Source organism: Paenibacillus sp. Pae15, from assembly GCF_024519685.1.
Taxonomy (GTDB): Bacteria; Bacillota; Bacilli; order Paenibacillales; family NBRC-103111; genus Paenibacillus_G; species Paenibacillus_G naphthalenovorans.
Genome location: NZ_JALJRM010000007.1, coordinates 125,975 through 142,976 on the forward strand (window position 1 = coordinate 125,975; position 17,002 = coordinate 142,976).

Below are 17,002 nucleotides of genomic sequence, written 5' to 3' on the forward strand. Positions count from 1 at the left end.
TCCGCAAAAAAAACGGTACTGTACATCCTTCTTATCATCGCCTTTCTCGATATGTTCAGTCAGCTGCCCGTGATTAGTTCTTGGGCTCAGAGTCTCGGAGCAGATCCGTTCATGATCGGATTAGCCGTAGGCGTTTATTCGCTTACGAATATGATCGGTAATGCTGCCGCTCAAGGCGGACGCGCTCGCTCTCCGCGAGCAGGCTGCAGGGCTGCTGCTAAGCACCTTCGGCATGGTGACGATCGGCGTGTTCCTGCTGCCGACCAACCGGATATTCGACCGGGTACCGCCGCTTTCCACCTTGCTGGCCGGGATGCTGACGATTGCCGCGGCCCTGCTTGGACTTTCACTGGCCGGCCGGGAGGAGAGCCTTTTCGCAGTTATGGCGATATACGGTATCGGCTTTGCCTTCATGTTTCCTTCTATGAACGCTCTTTTGACCGGTCACGTCCCCGAAGGAGATCGAGGGAAGGCCTTCGGGCTGGGGCCTGTTTCTGCACTTGACCCCCGGAACCAGCGAAGCTCCGCCTTCCGTCTTCCGGCTTATCACGGGAAGAGCGGCCTGCAACGTGGAAAGAAGACCGCCAAGGCATAGGTATTACCCGCTGTTCCAGCCCGGCTGGACGACCTTTGCGGTTTCTCCTATAATGGGCTTACACGTAAAATGAAAGCGTTGGCATCACGACGGGCGCTTAGCAAAGGATAGGTGCTGAACCATGTCGCGTAACAAATGGGCGATCGGCGTGTACGCGCTGTTTATCGTATTTTTATTGCTGCTCTGGCAGTTCATTCAGACCAGCTTGGCCATTCAATCCGTTGTCGGACAAATGGAGAGCGGGGCGTCGGCTGAACGGTCGGGTCCGCATCTGGTGCTTATTTCACAAGAGCTGGACAATCCGTATTGGCGGACGGTGGAGCGGGGCGCCCGGGATGCGGCATCGAAGCTGGGGGCGGATATCGAATATATCGGGCCTTATCGCAACAACCCGCAGGAACAGAAAAATCTGCTCGAGAAGGTGATCGCAGCCAAGGCCGACGGCATCCTCGCGCAGGGCATGGCCGACAGCGATTATATCGGCTTGATTAATCGGGCGGTAGCTCACGGCATCCCGGTGGTGACGGTGGATACGGATGCGCCGGAAAGCGCCAGGCTTACATATGTCGGGACGGATAACTATCTATCCGGACGTTTGCTGGGTGAAGCGGTAGTCAAGACGGCAGGAACGCGGGGAGAGATCGGCGTCATCATCGGCAGTCAAGAAGCGGCCAATCAGCGCTTGAGGCTGGAGGGATTTCTTTCCGTCATCGAAGCTTACCCGGAGCTCAAGGTGGTGGAAGTCCGCGCATCCAATATCTCGCGGATTCAGGCGGCACAACAGGCGGAGGATCTGATGAGAAGCTATCCGAATTTAACGATCATGGCCGGAACGAGCGCGCTGGATGCGATCGGTATTCTACAGGCCAAAAAGAAGAGCGGCCGGGAAGGACTGCTCATTTTCGGTTTTGACGATTTGGAAGAAACGCAGCAGGCGATCAGGCGCGGTGATATTCAAGCGACGGTCGTACAGAAGCCGTATCGGATGGGGTACGACGCCGTGAAGCTGATGCTTGAGCATAAGCAGGGGGCTGCGTTGCCGCGGGAGCATTATACCGAAACGGGACTCTTGACTCGGGAGGATTTGGGCGGGGAGGATTCGCAATGAGTATCCGCCGAAAGCTGTTCGTCTTTATCCCGCTGATTGTTGTGCTGATTAACTCGGTGTCTTTTTTCATCTTCCAAAGCGGCAAAACGGTTCAGGAAAGCTACAATCTCATGATGGAACGGATTTTATTATATAAGCAGGTCGCACAAGGAACGGAAGAAAATTTAAGCGCCCTGAGCTCTTACTTGATTGAGCCGAGCACGGGCAACCGGGATATCGTGGCCGATCGGAGAGAGCGCCTGCAGCAGTTGCAAGCGCTTCTGACGGCAAGCCGAAACGAGCTGAATCCGTTGGGGCTCACCAATTACACCAATTTGCTGGAAACCTTCATTCATCAGGAAACATCGGTTGTGCAATCTTTGGAAGGAGGGACGCTGTCCTCCTATGTTTCTCTTTATGAGCAGGCGGAGAAAACGGCCGGCTTTATCCAGCAGGAAGGGCAGCATCTGGTTGACTTGGAGCTTACCCATTACCAGCCCTATTACCAGAGTATTCTTAAACTTACGAATCATATCAACAGCCTGGGATTTGCGATCTTTCTCGTGGGAACCCTCTTGAGTATCTTGTTTGCCATCTGGCTGTCGCAAAGCATTACGGAGCCGATCGGCCGGCTGGTGCAGACGGCCAAGCAGATCTCGAGGGGAAACCTCAATGTGGAGCCGCCGGCATCGCAAACCGACGATGAGATCGGCATTCTGACCGGGACGTTTCGGCACATGCTGTACAATCTCAAGGAGCTGATCGCCCGGGATAAGGAGCGGCTGGAGATGGACCGGCTTGTCAAGGAATTGGAGATCAAGGCGCTGCAGAGCCAGATCAATCCGCATTTTTTGTTTAATACGCTGAACAGTTTGTCCAAGCTGGCGTTGATTGAGGGAGCGGACCGGACCAGCGATTTAATTGTGTCCGTATCCCATTTGCTCCGCTACAATTTGCGCAAGCTCGACCAGCCGGTAACCCTCCGGGATGAGGTAGAGCATGCAAAGGAGTATTTTACCATCCAAGGTTCAAGGTTTCGCGATAGAGTACGCTTTGTAACGGAGATTGAGGAGGCCGCGCTGGGCCAGCTGATTCCATGTCTAACGCTGCAGCCGCTCATTGAGAATGCGTTCGTGCACGGGATTGAGAATATGGAGGAAGGTGCGGAGATTGCCCTTCGCATTTGGACAATACCGTATCAACGCCAAGTGATCGTACGGGTGGAGGATAACGGGGTCGGCATGCCGGAGGAGACCCGGATCGCGCTGATGCGGCAGGACGAGCAGCCGGTAAAAACCGCGGGGAGCATGTCGGGGGAACCGCCGACTGAGAAGAAGGCATCGACGGGCCTTGGAACGCATAATGTGTTTAAGCGGATCCGCCTTTTTTATGGCCGAGATGATTTGGTAAGCATTCTGGGGAATACAAGACAGGGACAGGGCACGGTGGTGGAGTTAAGGCTGCCTATGCTTACGGAGGAGGTTAAGCCGGATGTACAGATTGCTGATCGCCGATGATGAAGCGTTGGAACGCGAGGGGCTGGAGCTGATTGTAAAGCGCTTTATGCCGGACATATTCGATATCGCGCATGCGGAGAACGGACGGACAGCCATTCAACGGGCGGATGAAATCAGGCCTGATATTGTATTTATGGATATTAAGATGCCGGGCATTCAAGGTCTGGAGGCGATCAGGGAGATCAAATCGCGGCATCCGCAGGCAAAGTTCGTGCTCGTGACGGCGTACGATAATTTCGCTTATGCGAAAGAGGCGATCTCACTTGGTGTAAAGGAGTACCTCCTCAAACCGATGAGGCGGGATCAGATCGCAGATATTTTGGGGAAGCTGACGGAAGAAATCGCAGCAGAACACAAAAAGCGGGAGGAAGAGCTGCGCCTGAGCGAACGGGCGATGGAGTTCATGCCGCTTGCAGAGAAGGAAATTGCGCTGTCCTTGATGCTCGATCCCTTGTATGACCACCATCTGGAACCTCTGTTTGGGCTGCTGGATTTGCGCGTGGTATGCGGATGCGCCTGCGTGATTTCGCTGCCGGTAAAGGAAGATGGGACGATCGATACTCCAGAGGGTATGAGCAGCGAGCAGCTGTATGAAGCGGTGCGGAGCCGGGCCAAAGCGACGGTGCCGCATGCTGTCGCCGGTCCTGTAGTGGGCAGATGGATCGCCTTGTTTCTTGTGAACGGGGATGAGAGCAAGCCGTTCTTCACCTTCCGTACCGAATCCCTGCAGTGGGGCAAGGAGCTGAGCAGCTTTATTACCGGGCAGCTAATGATCGGCGCCAGGCTCGGTCTGGGAACCGTAAAACCGGGTATCGAAGGTTTGCGCGTCTCGTTTAGGGAAGCGCTGTATGCGGCAGCTGCGGAAGGATCCGAGCGGCTGCAGCCGTTCGACCGGTTGCCCGAAGAGGCGGCCGGAGCGGCCAAGGGGTTGGAAGTCACCGTTTTTCCGCGAGGGGACGACATGAACCGGCAGCTGGACCAGCTTCAGGAGGAGAGGGGAAGGCGGGCCGGATCGGTATTGGACCGGGTGCTTGATTATATAAGGAAGCATTACCGGGAGGACATTTCGTTGGAGCAGGCAGCCGATCATGCGGGTTTGAATCCATTTTACCTCAGCAAGCTGTTCAAGCTGCAGACGGGAGAGACGTTTATTGACCATATTACCCGTTTGCGGATCGGCAAGGCCAAGGAACTGCTCGCGGATGAACAGTACAGTTTAAAGGAAATCTGTTATCAGGTCGGCTATCATGACCCGAACTATTTTAGCCGCGCCTTCAAGAGAGCGACAGGGGTTTCCCCGTCGCAGTATCGGCAGCAAAAAGAGCTGTCGGCCGGCGCTGATCAAGCTTGACCAAATCAAAGCGGGATAAAGTCCATTTTCTATAGGGAAATGGATTTTTTTGCTGTAGTGCCAAAAAAATACTAGAAAATGAAAATTGATAGTTAGCGTTTTCATCCGGAATTAAAACAATCCAGATTCATGCCAAAGAAATGCTGGCTTTAACCGGTGTGTAAGCGGGGTCTCCTTGATATGATGTAAGCGCATACTATCGTGAAACTTCATATAGAGCGCTATACGGTTTTAACTCAGATCAAAGGGGAGATTACAAATGAAAAGAAATACGGTAAAGGTTCTTTCCGTCTTGACAGCCGGTGGCCTGCTGCTTGCGGCCTGCAGCTCCGGAACGCCGAATCCGCAGGGACAGGAGACGCCGCCGAAGCCGTCCGAACCTGCCAAAACCGATGCAAAGAAGCAGGTGGAGATTTTCAGCTGGTGGACCGGAGCGGGCGAGGAAGCCGGACTGAAGGGGCTTATTCAGCTGTATAAGGAGAAAAACCCGGACATTGAAGTCATCAATGCCGCCGTCTCCGGCGGAGCGGGTACGAATGCCAAAGCCGTTTTGGCAAGCCGGATGCAGGGCGGAGATCCCCCGGGTACGTTCCAGGTTCATGGAGGCGCGGAGCTGAATGCCGGATGGGTCGCCGCAGGCAAAATGGAGCCGCTGAACGATCTGTTTGATCAGGAAGGCTGGAAGGATAAGTTTCCGAAGGAACTGATCGAGCTGGTCAGCAAAGACGGCCAAATTTACTCCGTTCCTGTGAATATTCACCGGGGCAACGTGCTCTTTTATAACAAAAAGGTGCTCGATCAGCATGGCCTGAAGGCTCCGACAACGTTCGAGGAGTTCTTCCGGGTCGCGGATACGCTCCAAGCCAAAGGGGTCACCCCGCTGGCGCTTGGAGATAAGGAGCCGTGGACGGCATCGCATCTTTTTGAGACGGTGCTTCTCGGCTCCCTCGGTCCCGACGGCTACAAGAAACTGTGGACCGGTGAACTGAGCTTTGAGGATGCATCGGTCAAGAAAGCCGCGGAAACCTTCAAAAAAATGATCGGTTACGTCAATAAAGACCATGCGGCGCGCAACTGGCAGGATGCAGCCCAGCTCGTAGCGAAGGGCGAGGCGGCCATGAACGTCATGGGCGACTGGGTGAAGGGGTACTTCACTACGGATCTCAAGCTGAAACCGAATGAGGATTTCGGGTGGGCGCCCACACCGGATTCGGAGGGAAGCTTTATGGTCATCACGGATACGTTCGGGCTGCCGAAGGGTGTGAAGGATCCGGAATCGATCAAATCGTTCCTGAAGGTACTAGGGTCTGTCGAAGGGCAGGATGTGTTCAATCCGCTCAAAGGGTCCATTCCGGGGCGGATCGATGCGGATGTCACCAAATACGACGTGTACGGGCAACAAACGATTGAAGATTTCAAGACAAGCAAGCTGGCGCCGAGCATGGCTCACGGGTCCGCCGCTCCTGAGGGCTTCGTGACACAGGCTAATCAGGCCATGACGATTTTTGTTACGAGGGGCGATGTCGATCAATTTACGAAGTCGCTTCAGCAGGCTGCAGCCGCAAGCGGTATCAAAAAGTAACACGGAATTTACCCGGTGGCGCGGGCGGCGGCAAGACCGTTGTCCGGCTGTTCCGGGTCTGGTTTGGGGAGGTGAATGACAAATGAATACATCAGCCTCGGAGCGGTGGATCCCTGTGCTCATGATCCTGCCCTCAGCTATAGCCATTGCTGTGTTTGTATATGGTTTTATCGCATGGACCGGCTACGTTTCGTTTACCGATTGGAATACACTGGTGAAGAACCTGAGCTTCGCGGGTCTGAAAAACTATTCATTTTTGTTTCAGGATTTCCGGTTTCAGTCAGATTTGCGCAATACGCTGGCGTTTACGATCTTGTTTATTACAGCAACGATGGGCATCGGACTTTTGCTGGCTCTCCTGATCGATCAGAAAATTAAAGCGGAGGTGCTGTTCCGAAACATTTTCATTTTCCCAATGGCGCTGTCGTTTGTTGTTACCGGCGTTGTCTGGCAGTGGCTGCTCAACCCGTCCACGGGCTTGAACCTGATTTTGCAGTCGTTGGGCGTAACGAATGTGCCGGATTGGTATATCAGCACCAGGATCGTACCAGCGATTTCCATTGGACAAATCGAATTCGGCCTGCCGCTTGCGCTTATTGCCGTCGCCATTGCTACGGTCTGGCAGATGTCCGGATTCACGATGGCGATGTATTTGGCGGGGCTGCGCGCAATCCCGGACGACTTAAGGGAGGCGGCTCGGGTAGACGGGGCAAAGGAACGGGAAATCTGGTTTCAGATCATTCTGCCTCAATTGAAGCCGATTACGGTAAGCGTCATCATTATTCTAGGGCATATTTCGCTCAAAATCTTCGATCTCGTCTATGCGATGACCGGACCGGGCGCGATGTTCGTTACGGATGTGCCTGGCGTATATATGTTTGAGACGACGTTCCGGGGCAATCATTACGCCCAGGGCGCAGCCATATCGATGATTATGCTTGTGCTGGTGTCGCTGCTCATTGTACCTTACCTGATGGCCAGTATGCGAAAGGAGGAGTCGGCATGACGACCGCTCTGAACGCGAGACGCTGGGGGCTGTATATGCTGCTCGTTCTGCTGGCGCTCTTTTATCTGCTTCCGGTGTATGTGATGGTCACCACCAGCATCAAAGGAATGGACGAGATTACGCTCGACCAGATGTGGAAGCTTCCTTCCGGGGTTTACTTTGAGGGATATCGCGAAGCATTCAGCAAGCTGGCGCCGAATCTGTGGAACAGCCTGCTGCTCGCCGTGCCTGCCACGGTGCTCTCTGCACTGCTCGGAGCGCTGAACGGCTATGTGTTGAGCAAATGGAAGTTCCGCGGCAGCGACACATTGTTTACACTGATGCTGTTCGGGATGTTCATCCCGTATCAGAGTATTCTGATTCCGCTCATTCAATTTCTGCAGACGATCGGCCTGTACAACTCGATTCCCGGTCTGGTTTTGGTGCATGTCGTATACGGACTGCCGATTTGTACACTCATCCTGAGGAACTTCTACGCGGGCATTCCGACCGAGCTCCTTGAAGCGGCTAAAATCGACGGCAACGGATTTTTCGGTATTTTCCGCTACATCATATTTCCGCTTTCCATTACAGGATTTGTGGTCGTTGGCATTTGGCAGTTCACCAACATCTGGAATGAGTTTCTGTTTGCAGTTTCGCTTACGACCCAAAAGCAGCAGCCGATCATGGTCGCTCTGCAGAATCTGTCCGGCAGTCAGGTGGTGCAGTGGAACGTCCAAATGGCCGGCGCACTTTTGGCCGCTCTGCCGACCCTGCTGGTTTACGTGTTTCTTGGCAAATATTTCATCCGCGGCTTACTCGCGGGATCGATCAAAGGCTAAAAGAGAAATGCCCGCAGAGCACTTGCTGCCTATGCTCTGCGGGCATTTTGCTTATTTCACCTGAAACGAGCTTTTCAGCGATACGATTCGGTTGAATACCAGCTTATCGGTTGTCGTATGTTTCGGGTCTACATTGAAGTAGCCGTGGCGGAACATCTGGAACTTATCATAAGGCTTCGCGTTTTTCATGTTGTCCTCCACATAACCGTGGAGGATCTCCAATGAATTCGGGTTCACCTTGTCAAGGAATGATTCGCTCTCTTCCATGTTGTCGTCGAGAATAAGCGGCTCATACAAACGGAATTCCGCCGGCTTAGCGCTTGTAGCCTCAACCCAGTGGATCGTCCCCTTCACCTTGCGGCCGGTAAACCCGCTGCCGCTTTTGGTCTCGGGATCGTAGGTACAGCGCAGCTCAACCACGTTGCCGTCGGCATCCTTGATCACTTCTTCGCACTTGATGAAGTAAGCGTGCTTCAGGCGTACTTCATTGCCGGGGAACAGACGGTGATACCCCTTCGGCGGCTCCTCCATGAAGTCGTCCCGCTCGATGTAAATCTCACGGGAGAACGGGATCTGGCGCGTCCCCATCGCTTCGTTCTCCGGGTTGATCTCTGCATCCAGCATCTCCACTTGACCTTCCGGATAGTTGGTGATGACGACTTTTAACGGCTGCAGCACGGCCATCGTGCGCGGAGCCTTCAGCTTCAGGTCCTCACGGATAAAATGCTCCAGCAGTTTATCGTCCACCACGCTGTTGTTCGTCTTGACCACGCCGACTTCGCGGCATAACTCACGAATCGCCTCCGGTGTATAACCTTTGCGGCGCAGGCCGGAAATCGTCGGCATCCGGGGGTCGTCCCAGCCGTCCACGAGCTTCTCGTCCACAAGCTGCTTGAGCTTTCTTTTGCTCATGACGGTATTGGTCAGATTCAACCGGCCGAATTCATATTGTTGAGGCACACATTCCATTTCACATTCACGGACGACCCAATCATACAAGGGGCGATGGTCGGCAAACTCCATTGTGCAGATGGAATGAGTGACGCCCTCGATCGCATCCTCCAGCGGATGGGCATAATCGTACATCGGATAAATGCACCATTTGTCACCGGTGTTGTGATGATGAGCGTGCGAAATCCGGTACAGCACCGGGTCCCTCATGTTGATATTCGGCGAGGCCATGTCGATTTTGGCGCGGAGCACCTTCTCGCCGTTCTGGAATTCGCCCTTGCGCATCCGCTCGAACAGGTCGAGATTTTCCTCCACGCTGCGGTTCCGGTACGGGCTTTCTTTGCCGGGCTCGGTGAGCGTGCCGCGGGTTTCGCGGATTTGCTCGGCCGTCAGGTCGCATACATACGCCTTGCCCTTACGGATCAGCAGGACGGCGCGATTGTACATTTCTTCGAAAAAATCGGAGGCGAAAAACAACTTCTCCCAGTCAAAGCCGAGCCACTTTACATCTTCTTTGATCGATTCGACATACTCCGTATCTTCCTTCAGCGGATTCGTATCGTCAAAGCGCAGATGCGTCCTGCCGCCGAATTCGTCCGCCAGCTCGAAATTCAAGCAGATCGATTTGGCGTGTCCGATATGCAGATAGCCGTTGGGCTCCGGAGGAAACCGGGTCACGATTTCTTTTACTCTCCCCGCCTTTAAGTCTTCGGCCATAATCGTTTTAATATAATTGGAGGATGAAGCAGATACAGGTTTTGTTGTTTCCACAGATATCAACCTTTCTAACATGAATAACTGCAAAAATCTATTAACATCTATAATACACAAAATGAACCGCAATTATAATGGTTTTTAAGCACGAATCTATGAATTTAGGGTCGGCAGACATATAGGGCGGCGAATTTGTACAATGACTTCAGGCCTCCCGGCCTTTCTTGCACACGCGTCTTTTGCGGTAAAGCAGCCGTCAAAATGGCGTACCTGTATGGAAATGGACTCGTCTGCTTGGCTCATGGACCGGCTTCGCAAGCTTGTGACCCGGACAAGGACAAGATACAATAACGATAACGGGTTTGGAGGTGAGCGAATGATTCGAATCGGACTTGCCGGCTGGGGGGATCATGATGAGCTTTACGAACGGAGTGTCGGGGCAAGGGATAAATTGAAGGTATACAGCCGTTATTTTTCCGTGGTGGAGGTGGACAGCTCCTTTTATGCCATACAGTCGGAAAGCACCTACGAACGGTGGGTAAACGATACCCCGTCCGATTTTTCGTTTGTTATCAAGGCCTATCAAGGCATGACCGGCCATCTTCGCGGTCCGAGCCGATTCTCCGACTCGAAGACGATGTTCGAAGCGTTCTGCAGCTCGATCCGTCCCGTGCAAGAGTCGGGCAAGCTGAAAGCGGTGCTGTTCCAGTATCCGCCATGGTTCGACTGCACGAGGATGAACGTGGAGCAGCTCCGGGAAACAAGAAAGCGGATGGATGACCTGCCCGTTGCTTTGGAATTCCGTCATCAAAGCTGGTTTTACGACGATATGAAGGAGAAAACCTTGTCCTTTATGGAGCGGGAGGGCTGGATTCACAGCATTTGTGACGAACCGCAGGCGGGGGTCGGATCTGTTCCGACCGTGTTGCATCCTACTGATCCGAATCTCACCATCGTCCGTATGCATGGCCGCAACGCAGAAGGCTGGAACCAGGGAGGCAGCCCCAATTGGCGGGAGGTGCGCTACTTATACCGGTACAATGAGGCGGAGCTGCTGGAGTGGAAAGGCCATTTGGAGCGGCTGCAGCAGCAGACGGCCGAGGTGTGCGTCATCTTCAACAACAACTCGGGAGGAGACGCGGCACACAATGCAGCCCAATTGATGAGACTGCTGGATCAGCCGACGAAACCGTTTGCGCCTCAGCAATTGGACTTGTTCTGAATCATTTCGCGCCTGACTCACCCCGTTGTCGCTGGATGCCGGGCGCGAAATGTTACGATTGACAAATCAGGGAAGCAGATTCATAATGAACATATGAATAATTGTTCATATATAAGTAAAACAAACCCATGTTATGGCATATAATAATAGAACTTGCTGATTTGCGCAGTCAGGGGGAATGCATCTTGTCTCAATCAAGCAGTCATCATCACGGACACCATCACCAACACGATCACCATGACCACCACGGCCATCATCACCATCACCATCGTCATGATCATGCCCGCGATGGCAATAAGAAAGGGCTCATCCTCGCCTTGATCATTACCACGAGCATCATGCTTCTCGAGTTTTTCGGAGGGCTTGTGACGGGAAGTCTGGCGCTGCTCTCCGACGCCGGCCATATGCTGAGCGATGCGGGATCGCTGCTTCTCAGTCTGGTAGCGATCAGCTTTGCGGCGAGACCGGCCACCTCCGGCAAAACCTATGGCTTTTACCGGGTCGAGATTCTAGCGGCGCTGTTCAATGGCGTGACATTGTTCGTTATTGCCTTTTTTATTATACAAGAAGCCTATGGCCGATTTTTGGCCCCTCCTGAAATCGCCAGCGGATCGATGATGCTGATCGCCTCCGCGGGCCTGGCCGCCAACCTGCTGAGTGCCTGGGCCTTGATGCGTAAAGGCGACGTCCGCAACAACGTCAATCTGCGCAGCGCGTATCTGCACGTGATCGGAGACGCCTTGGGCTCTGTAGGCGCCATGGCCGCGGGGTTGGTGATGCTGCTGTTCGGCTGGTATGTAGCTGATCCGATCATCAGCGTGCTGGTCGCGCTGCTGATTTTGAAGAGCGCATGGGGAGTCATTCGGCATGCGGTTCACATTCTAATGGAAGGGGCGCCTGCCCGTTTGAATTCGAAAGAGGTACAAAAGACCTTGGAGACCATAGACGGCGTGATCGATGTGCACGACCTGCATATATGGACCATTACCTCCGGGCTGGATTCACTAAGCTGCCATCTGCGTATCGAGGACGGCCGGGACAGCCAGCACATTCTGCAAAGCGCGATACAAATCATTGCATCCCGATTCCATATTCATCATACGACCATACAAGTAGAGGCTTCAGGAATTCTTCATGAGAGATGCGAGTATGAAAAAGGGGGAGGCCACTGATGGCCCGTGAATTCGACGTCTTTGTGGTTGGTTAGGGTCAGGCATGACCTTTGAAAGGCCGGAGATCGCTCCACCGCCAAGACCAACCATGGCCTTTTTTCCGAAAGCGGGTGATCTTATCGACGGGACCTTTTCTTAAGCCGTTCATTCCGGCATTCGCTGCATGCCGCCAAGGGTATATTTTTCAAGTACATACTTTCTCCTGACGAACCCTGCCCAACTTCGGGAAAAGGCTTCTTCATTCGCATAAATTTCACCGTTTCTTCCCACATTAACACCAACCCGATGCGACCGTTCCTTAAGACCCGGTTGCAGGAACTGAGGGAGAAAGGAGGACCCGCGAATGTCCCGTTACGATTCCAGCTTGCAGTCGCAAAATCCGATTTCGCAAGCACAAAACTCGGTGAAGAAGGCGCATAATGCCGTAAAGCAGGCAGAGTCGCATCCGTCCGGGCAGATGATTGAACAGGCCGAGGCAGCCGTGGAGAAGGCGCAACGGTCGATCGAGCAGGCGTCGCTCAGCCATAATCAAGAGCCGGTACAGCTGGCCGCCGACATGCTGGCTGAGGATGAAAGCTCTTTGCACAGTTTGAAGCCAATAGAGGAGTAGCCGATGAAGCCGGGAACCGCCCGGCTTTTTTCTTTTACTTCATGCTCATAGGTCAGCTGCGGTTATCTCTGATCCGGACGTATGTACCCATTACTTCCAGGTTGTGCGGATGGCCTGTACAAGCTTTGGCGGTATCGTGTGTTTCATCGCTTTTCCGGCACCTTCTATGCTACAATGACAGTAATTGGAATAGGCTGGAGTCCTGACGGGCACACCTTGTCTATATTAATCTCCGACGAAGCGTGTTGTCTTTTATGATTATTCTCCTGCGGATGGTCGAATTTCCAGCTGCTGCACGTGGGTCACGGAGGAGCAGCTCGCCGAACAGCCTCATGCCGCAGGGTGTTTCGCTTCAAACTCGGAGTGAAAGGGAGACCAACATTCTGTTATGGCGGATCATCTAGCGAAACCGTCGGAAGAGGAAAAAGCTTGCGGGAAACGGCAGCGGTGGATCGAACTCGTCGAATCGGAGCTTTTGCCCGGGCTGACGCTGACCAGCGAGCAGCCGCACAATCCGGTTGTCGTCCACAGGTACCCGAAGCCGTGGCGGCTGGTCGGGGCGGGGAATTATGCAGGGGTGTTTGCGCACCCCTCATATCCTGACCGCGTGGTGAAGGTGTATGCACCGGGACGTGAAGGCCTGGAAGAGGAAGCGGAGGTGTACAGGCGGCTTGGAAAACATCCGGCGTTCTCCGAATGCTTACACGTGGGAGATGTCTATCTGGTGCTTCGCCGGTTGAGCGGCGTTACGCTGTATGATTGCGTCCGGCGCGCCATCCCGATTCCGCGGCAGGTGATTGAAGATATCGACGACGCTTTGGCGTATGCCGTACAGAAGGGGCTCTATCCGCACGATGTCCACGGCAAGAATGTCATGATGAAAGACGGCCGGGGCATCGTGGTGGATGTCTCGGATTTTTTGCGCAAGGAGCCTTGTTCCATGTGGAACGACCTAAAAAAGGCATACGATCTGTTGTACATTCCGCCGCTTCGCCGGGTGCCGATTCCTGAATTCATATTAAACGCCGTCCGGATCGGTTACCGGATGTGGAAAAAGCCGGCTCGTAATTAGGCGGACGAAACCGCGGCGGATTGGCCGCTTGTGAAATGACAATTTTCCTTTTTTGGCAGGAAAAACAAACTTGTCGGCGAAATGGTAATGAGGCGCCGATACGGCATCCGTCAATGGACGGAAGACGGGTCATTCTAAAAAGCGGGGCCAAACGGTTCGTAACAACCGTATATGAAAGCCTGCTACATGAACATGCGGCGTTCCGCACAAGATAATACGTAGTACCGTTCGTAAGCATACCTTATGCTTGTGAAATTGAAAATTTCAAGGAGGATCCCCCGATGTCCAAAAACTTAAACGAAGTGTTAAACACACAGATTGCGAACTGGAGCTTGCTGTATATCAAGCTGCACAATTACCATTGGTATGTCAAAGGCCCTCAGTTTTTCACGCTGCACGTAAAATTTGAGGAATTATATACCGAAGCTGCGCTGCATGTGGACAATCTGGCCGAGCGTCTGCTTGCGCTCAAGGGCCAGCCGGTAGCTACCATGCGTGAAATTTTGGAACTGGCGACCGTACACGAGGCAACGGGGAACGAGAATGCGGAGCAGATGGTCCGCGCTATCGCCAATGACTTCAACACGGTGGCCGCGGAGCTGAAGGAAGGAATGGCGATTGCCGAGGCGGCGGACGATGAAACGACAGGCGATATGCTGCTTGCCATTCACAGCTCGCTGGAAAAGCATACGTGGATGCTGGAATCGTTTTTGGGCAAATAAGGAGATCAAGCCAAGCGAACCTCTTCGGTCAGACGGGTTCGCTTTTTTGTGCTTCGTTTGGGTATAATGGAAACAAAAGGGATGGAGGGGAACTCATATGTTCGGACGACCATCGGTCATTTTCTTAGGATTAGCATGCGTGCTTGCTTTTAGCGGCTGCGATGCCGCCCGCCAAACCGCTCCTTCGCCGGTAAACGAAAATCCCGCTGCTTCAAACGATTCGGCATCATCTCCCATTCCGTATAAACAGGAAATTATCGCCACCGGATTGGATATCCCATGGGAGATTGAATTTGCACCGGACGGCCGTATCTTTTTTACGGAGCGCGGAGGTTCGCTGCGGCTGATCGATCAGGGAAAGCTCGTCGACGAGCCGGTATTCCGCTTTGACGACAAGCTGTACACCCAAGGGGAAGCGGGACTGCTCGGACTTGCGCTGGACCCGAAATTTAACGAGAACCATTATATGTATGCCTATCACACGTACATGAATGGAAATCAACCGCTCAACCGGGTTGTCCGGCTGAAGGAGAGCGGAGGTAAAGCGACTCTCGACAAGGTGCTGCTGGACGGCATGCCGGGCAACCGGATTCATGACGGCGGACGCATTAAATTTGGGCCGGACGGATTACTTTATGTGACGAACGGAGATGCTGCCTCCCCATCCGTGGCGCAGGATATTGGTGTACCCGCGGGCAAAATCCTCCGTATTCACCCTGACGGTTCAATTCCGGCGGACAATCCGTTCCCGGGCTCGCCGGTTTACAGTTTCGGTCACCGCAACCCGCAAGGTCTGGCGTGGCATCCGGAGACAGGACAGCTGTACAGCTCGGAGCACGGACAATCGGCGCACGATGAGATCAATCGGATTGAGCCGGGTGCCAATTACGGATGGCCATTGGTTCAAGGCGATGAAACCGAGGCAAAGCCGGACAACAACCATACGGACAAGGCAGGTCCCGGACCGCTGATGAAGCCCATACTGCACAGCCATACCGTCACTTGGGCGCCGTCAGGTATGACGTTTATCAGTCAAGGGCCTTGGAAAGGCCATTTGCTTGTTGCGAATCTTCGCGGCACGCAGGTGCTGCATGTGGTTCTGACGGAGGATGGCAAGGGCGTGCATGCCTCGGATGCTTTGCTCAAAGGGGAGTTTGGGCGCATTCGCACAGTAACCGAAGCGCCGGACGGTTCAATCTATATTTTGACTAATAACCGCGATGGCCGAGGGAATCCGAAGGACGACGATGATAAAATCGTTCGCTTCATTCCCGCTTTCAATAAATAAACGGATGAGGATTGTGACTTAACCATGCAAGAAGAGCTGTTGGAGCTAATCAAAAGACTGCTGGGTGAACGCTTGCTGATTCAAGCGACGCTCAGCCAGGTGCGCCGCCGCGACCCGAGCGGTAACGGGTGCACGAAGGTGACGGTCAAGCCGGTGGAGCTAAAAGGTGAGCTGAACTACCAGTTCAGCTCATTTTGCGGTCCGAAGGTGTTTCATGACAACCTGCGCCCGGAAGAAGCGGAAGCAAGGTTTGCCGAGCTGTTCGCGGAGCAATTCCGCCAAGGGCTTCTGCAGACCGGGGAGGCGGATTACCAGGTGCTGATCAGCAAAAAAGGCAAGACCGGCATTCTGAAGAAACCGCCGACCAAGCAAGCGGTCGCAGCCATCACCCATAACAGGAAAAAGAATTATGTCATCGAAGAAGGGGAGCCCGTTCCCTTTCTTGTCGAGCTTGGCATCATGAATGCAGAGGGAAAGGTGTTGGCGAAGAAATACGATAAATTCCGTCAAATCAATCGTTTTTTGGAGATGATTGCTGACGTACTGCCTCATCTGCCGCAAGGGAGGACCTTGCATATGGTGGACTTCGGCTGCGGCAAATCGTATTTGACCTTCGCTCTCTACCATTACTTGAAGGTGATGCAGGGGATCGATCTGCGGGTTGTTGGCCTGGATCTTAAAGAAGATGTCATCAGCAGCTGCAGCGCGCTTGCCCAACGGCTCAGCTATGACGGCTTGCGGTTTTTGGTAGGCGACATCGCCCAATATGACGGGCTGCAGCAGGTGGATATGGTGGTGACGCTGCATGCCTGCGATACGGCGACCGATGCGGCGCTGGAGAAGGCGGTCCGCTGGGGCGCTTCGGTGATTTTGTCGGTGCCCTGCTGCCAGCATGAGCTGTTCCGGCAGGTCCGCAGCGAGGTGCTGGGGCCGCTGCTTCAGCACGGAATCTTGAAGGAACGTTTCTCGGCGCTGGCTACGGATGCGATTCGCGCCAAGCTGCTGGAGCTTCTCGGCTACCGGACACAGCTGCTTGAGTTTATCGATATGGAACACACGCCGAAAAATATTCTCATTCGCGCGGTCCGCAGCGAGAAGCCGCTGCCGCCTGCGGAGCAGGCCAAGCTGGCGGAGAGCTATATCGCCTTCCGTAACTTTCTTCAGGCGGATCTTTATTTGGAGCGTGCGATGAAGCCGGAGCTGGCAGCCTTGCTGAAGTCATAGCCGGGTGGGCGGAGAAAAGGATCATCCGCTTCCGGCTGCTTGTATTACAATAAGACAATCCTACAAAG

At 53.8% G+C, this 17,002-nt stretch carries 15 protein-coding genes; 14 read left to right on the forward strand and 1 reads right to left on the reverse strand.

Annotated features, from left to right (window positions below; all coding sequences use genetic code 11):
* The first annotated feature begins 160 nt into the window (after positions 1-160).
* The 7 genes from NR121_RS08265 to NR121_RS08295 all read left to right on the forward strand — a co-directional run bounded on the left by NR121_RS08265 (position 161) and on the right by NR121_RS08295 (position 7,959).
* A complete protein-coding gene (locus NR121_RS08265; protein ID WP_054817014.1) occupies positions 161-595 on the forward strand; it encodes an MFS transporter in 435 nt (144 codons plus the stop codon).
* A 121-nt stretch (positions 596-716) separates the two neighbouring features.
* Positions 717-1,703: a sugar-binding protein gene (locus NR121_RS08270; protein WP_054817015.1), complete on the forward strand. Its 987-nt coding sequence runs from the start codon at positions 717-719 to the stop codon at positions 1,701-1,703.
* A complete protein-coding gene (locus NR121_RS08275) occupies positions 1,700-3,199 on the forward strand; it encodes a sensor histidine kinase (RefSeq protein WP_062410270.1) in 1,500 nt (499 codons plus the stop codon). The genes NR121_RS08270 and NR121_RS08275 overlap by 4 nt, the downstream gene beginning before the upstream one ends.
* Entirely contained in the window at positions 3,174-4,550 is a 1,377-nt protein-coding gene (locus tag NR121_RS08280; protein ID WP_062410271.1) for a response regulator transcription factor, read from the forward strand. The genes NR121_RS08275 and NR121_RS08280 overlap by 26 nt, the downstream gene beginning before the upstream one ends.
* A gap of 259 nt (positions 4,551-4,809) precedes the next feature.
* Entirely contained in the window at positions 4,810-6,132 is a 1,323-nt protein-coding gene (locus NR121_RS08285) for an ABC transporter substrate-binding protein (protein ID WP_062410272.1), read from the forward strand.
* Between the two features lie 82 nt (positions 6,133-6,214).
* Positions 6,215-7,138 carry a carbohydrate ABC transporter permease gene (locus NR121_RS08290; RefSeq protein ID WP_062410273.1) on the forward strand — a complete coding sequence of 308 codons (924 nt, stop codon included), beginning with the start codon at positions 6,215-6,217 and terminating at the stop codon, positions 7,136-7,138.
* Positions 7,135-7,959 carry a carbohydrate ABC transporter permease gene (locus tag NR121_RS08295; RefSeq protein WP_054817018.1) on the forward strand — a complete coding sequence of 275 codons (825 nt, stop codon included), beginning with the start codon at positions 7,135-7,137 and terminating at the stop codon, positions 7,957-7,959. The genes NR121_RS08290 and NR121_RS08295 overlap by 4 nt, the downstream gene beginning before the upstream one ends.
* 51 nt (positions 7,960-8,010) lie before the next feature.
* Here NR121_RS08295 and NR121_RS08300 read toward each other — a convergent pair whose 3' ends face one another.
* Entirely contained in the window at positions 8,011-9,702 is a 1,692-nt protein-coding gene (locus tag NR121_RS08300) for a glutamine--tRNA ligase/YqeY domain fusion protein (protein ID WP_074728933.1), read from the reverse strand.
* 298 nt (positions 9,703-10,000) lie between these two features.
* Between NR121_RS08300 and NR121_RS08305 the strand changes: the two genes are divergently transcribed.
* The 7 genes from NR121_RS08305 to NR121_RS08335 all read left to right on the forward strand — a co-directional run bounded on the left by NR121_RS08305 (position 10,001) and on the right by NR121_RS08335 (position 16,934).
* Positions 10,001-10,846, forward strand: coding sequence for a DUF72 domain-containing protein (locus NR121_RS08305; RefSeq protein WP_062410274.1), 846 nt, complete (start codon positions 10,001-10,003; stop codon positions 10,844-10,846).
* 185 nt (positions 10,847-11,031) lie between these two features.
* The gene (locus tag NR121_RS08310; protein WP_062410275.1) at positions 11,032-12,018 is read left to right on the forward strand and encodes a cation diffusion facilitator family transporter; all 987 of its coding nucleotides are present in this window, start codon (positions 11,032-11,034) and stop codon (positions 12,016-12,018) included.
* 343 nt (positions 12,019-12,361) lie between these two features.
* Positions 12,362-12,628: a hypothetical protein gene (locus NR121_RS08315; RefSeq protein WP_054817019.1), complete on the forward strand. Its 267-nt coding sequence runs from the start codon at positions 12,362-12,364 to the stop codon at positions 12,626-12,628.
* A gap of 388 nt (positions 12,629-13,016) precedes the next feature.
* Positions 13,017-13,700: a serine/threonine protein kinase gene (locus NR121_RS08320; RefSeq protein ID WP_217437425.1), complete on the forward strand. Its 684-nt coding sequence runs from the start codon at positions 13,017-13,019 to the stop codon at positions 13,698-13,700.
* 281 nt (positions 13,701-13,981) lie between these two features.
* Positions 13,982-14,422, forward strand: coding sequence for a Dps family protein (locus tag NR121_RS08325; RefSeq protein ID WP_054817020.1), 441 nt, complete (start codon positions 13,982-13,984; stop codon positions 14,420-14,422).
* A gap of 97 nt (positions 14,423-14,519) precedes the next feature.
* Positions 14,520-15,710, forward strand: a complete 1,191-nt coding sequence (locus NR121_RS08330; protein WP_074728893.1) for a PQQ-dependent sugar dehydrogenase — start codon at positions 14,520-14,522, stop codon at positions 15,708-15,710.
* A gap of 24 nt (positions 15,711-15,734) precedes the next feature.
* Positions 15,735-16,934, forward strand: a complete 1,200-nt coding sequence (locus NR121_RS08335; protein WP_062410278.1) for a class I SAM-dependent methyltransferase — start codon at positions 15,735-15,737, stop codon at positions 16,932-16,934.
* Positions 16,935-17,002: the final 68 nt, after the last annotated feature.

Coding starts and splice junctions, on each gene's coding strand:
- NR121_RS08265 (WP_054817014.1), top strand. CDS start 161: ATGCTGCCGCTCAAGGCGGACGCGCTCGCTCTCCGCGAGCAGGCTGCA.
- NR121_RS08270 (WP_054817015.1), top strand. CDS start 717: ATGTCGCGTAACAAATGGGCGATCGGCGTGTACGCGCTGTTTATCGTA.
- NR121_RS08275 (WP_062410270.1), top strand. CDS start 1,700: ATGAGTATCCGCCGAAAGCTGTTCGTCTTTATCCCGCTGATTGTTGTG.
- NR121_RS08280 (WP_062410271.1), top strand. CDS start 3,174: ATGTACAGATTGCTGATCGCCGATGATGAAGCGTTGGAACGCGAGGGG.
- NR121_RS08285 (WP_062410272.1), top strand. CDS start 4,810: ATGAAAAGAAATACGGTAAAGGTTCTTTCCGTCTTGACAGCCGGTGGC.
- NR121_RS08290 (WP_062410273.1), top strand. CDS start 6,215: ATGAATACATCAGCCTCGGAGCGGTGGATCCCTGTGCTCATGATCCTG.
- NR121_RS08295 (WP_054817018.1), top strand. CDS start 7,135: ATGACGACCGCTCTGAACGCGAGACGCTGGGGGCTGTATATGCTGCTC.
- NR121_RS08300 (WP_074728933.1), bottom strand. CDS start 9,702: ATGTTAGAAAGGTTGATATCTGTGGAAACAACAAAACCTGTATCTGCT.
- NR121_RS08305 (WP_062410274.1), top strand. CDS start 10,001: ATGATTCGAATCGGACTTGCCGGCTGGGGGGATCATGATGAGCTTTAC.
- NR121_RS08315 (WP_054817019.1), top strand. CDS start 12,362: ATGTCCCGTTACGATTCCAGCTTGCAGTCGCAAAATCCGATTTCGCAA.
- NR121_RS08320 (WP_217437425.1), top strand. CDS start 13,017: ATGGCGGATCATCTAGCGAAACCGTCGGAAGAGGAAAAAGCTTGCGGG.
- NR121_RS08325 (WP_054817020.1), top strand. CDS start 13,982: ATGTCCAAAAACTTAAACGAAGTGTTAAACACACAGATTGCGAACTGG.
- NR121_RS08330 (WP_074728893.1), top strand. CDS start 14,520: ATGTTCGGACGACCATCGGTCATTTTCTTAGGATTAGCATGCGTGCTT.
- NR121_RS08335 (WP_062410278.1), top strand. CDS start 15,735: ATGCAAGAAGAGCTGTTGGAGCTAATCAAAAGACTGCTGGGTGAACGC.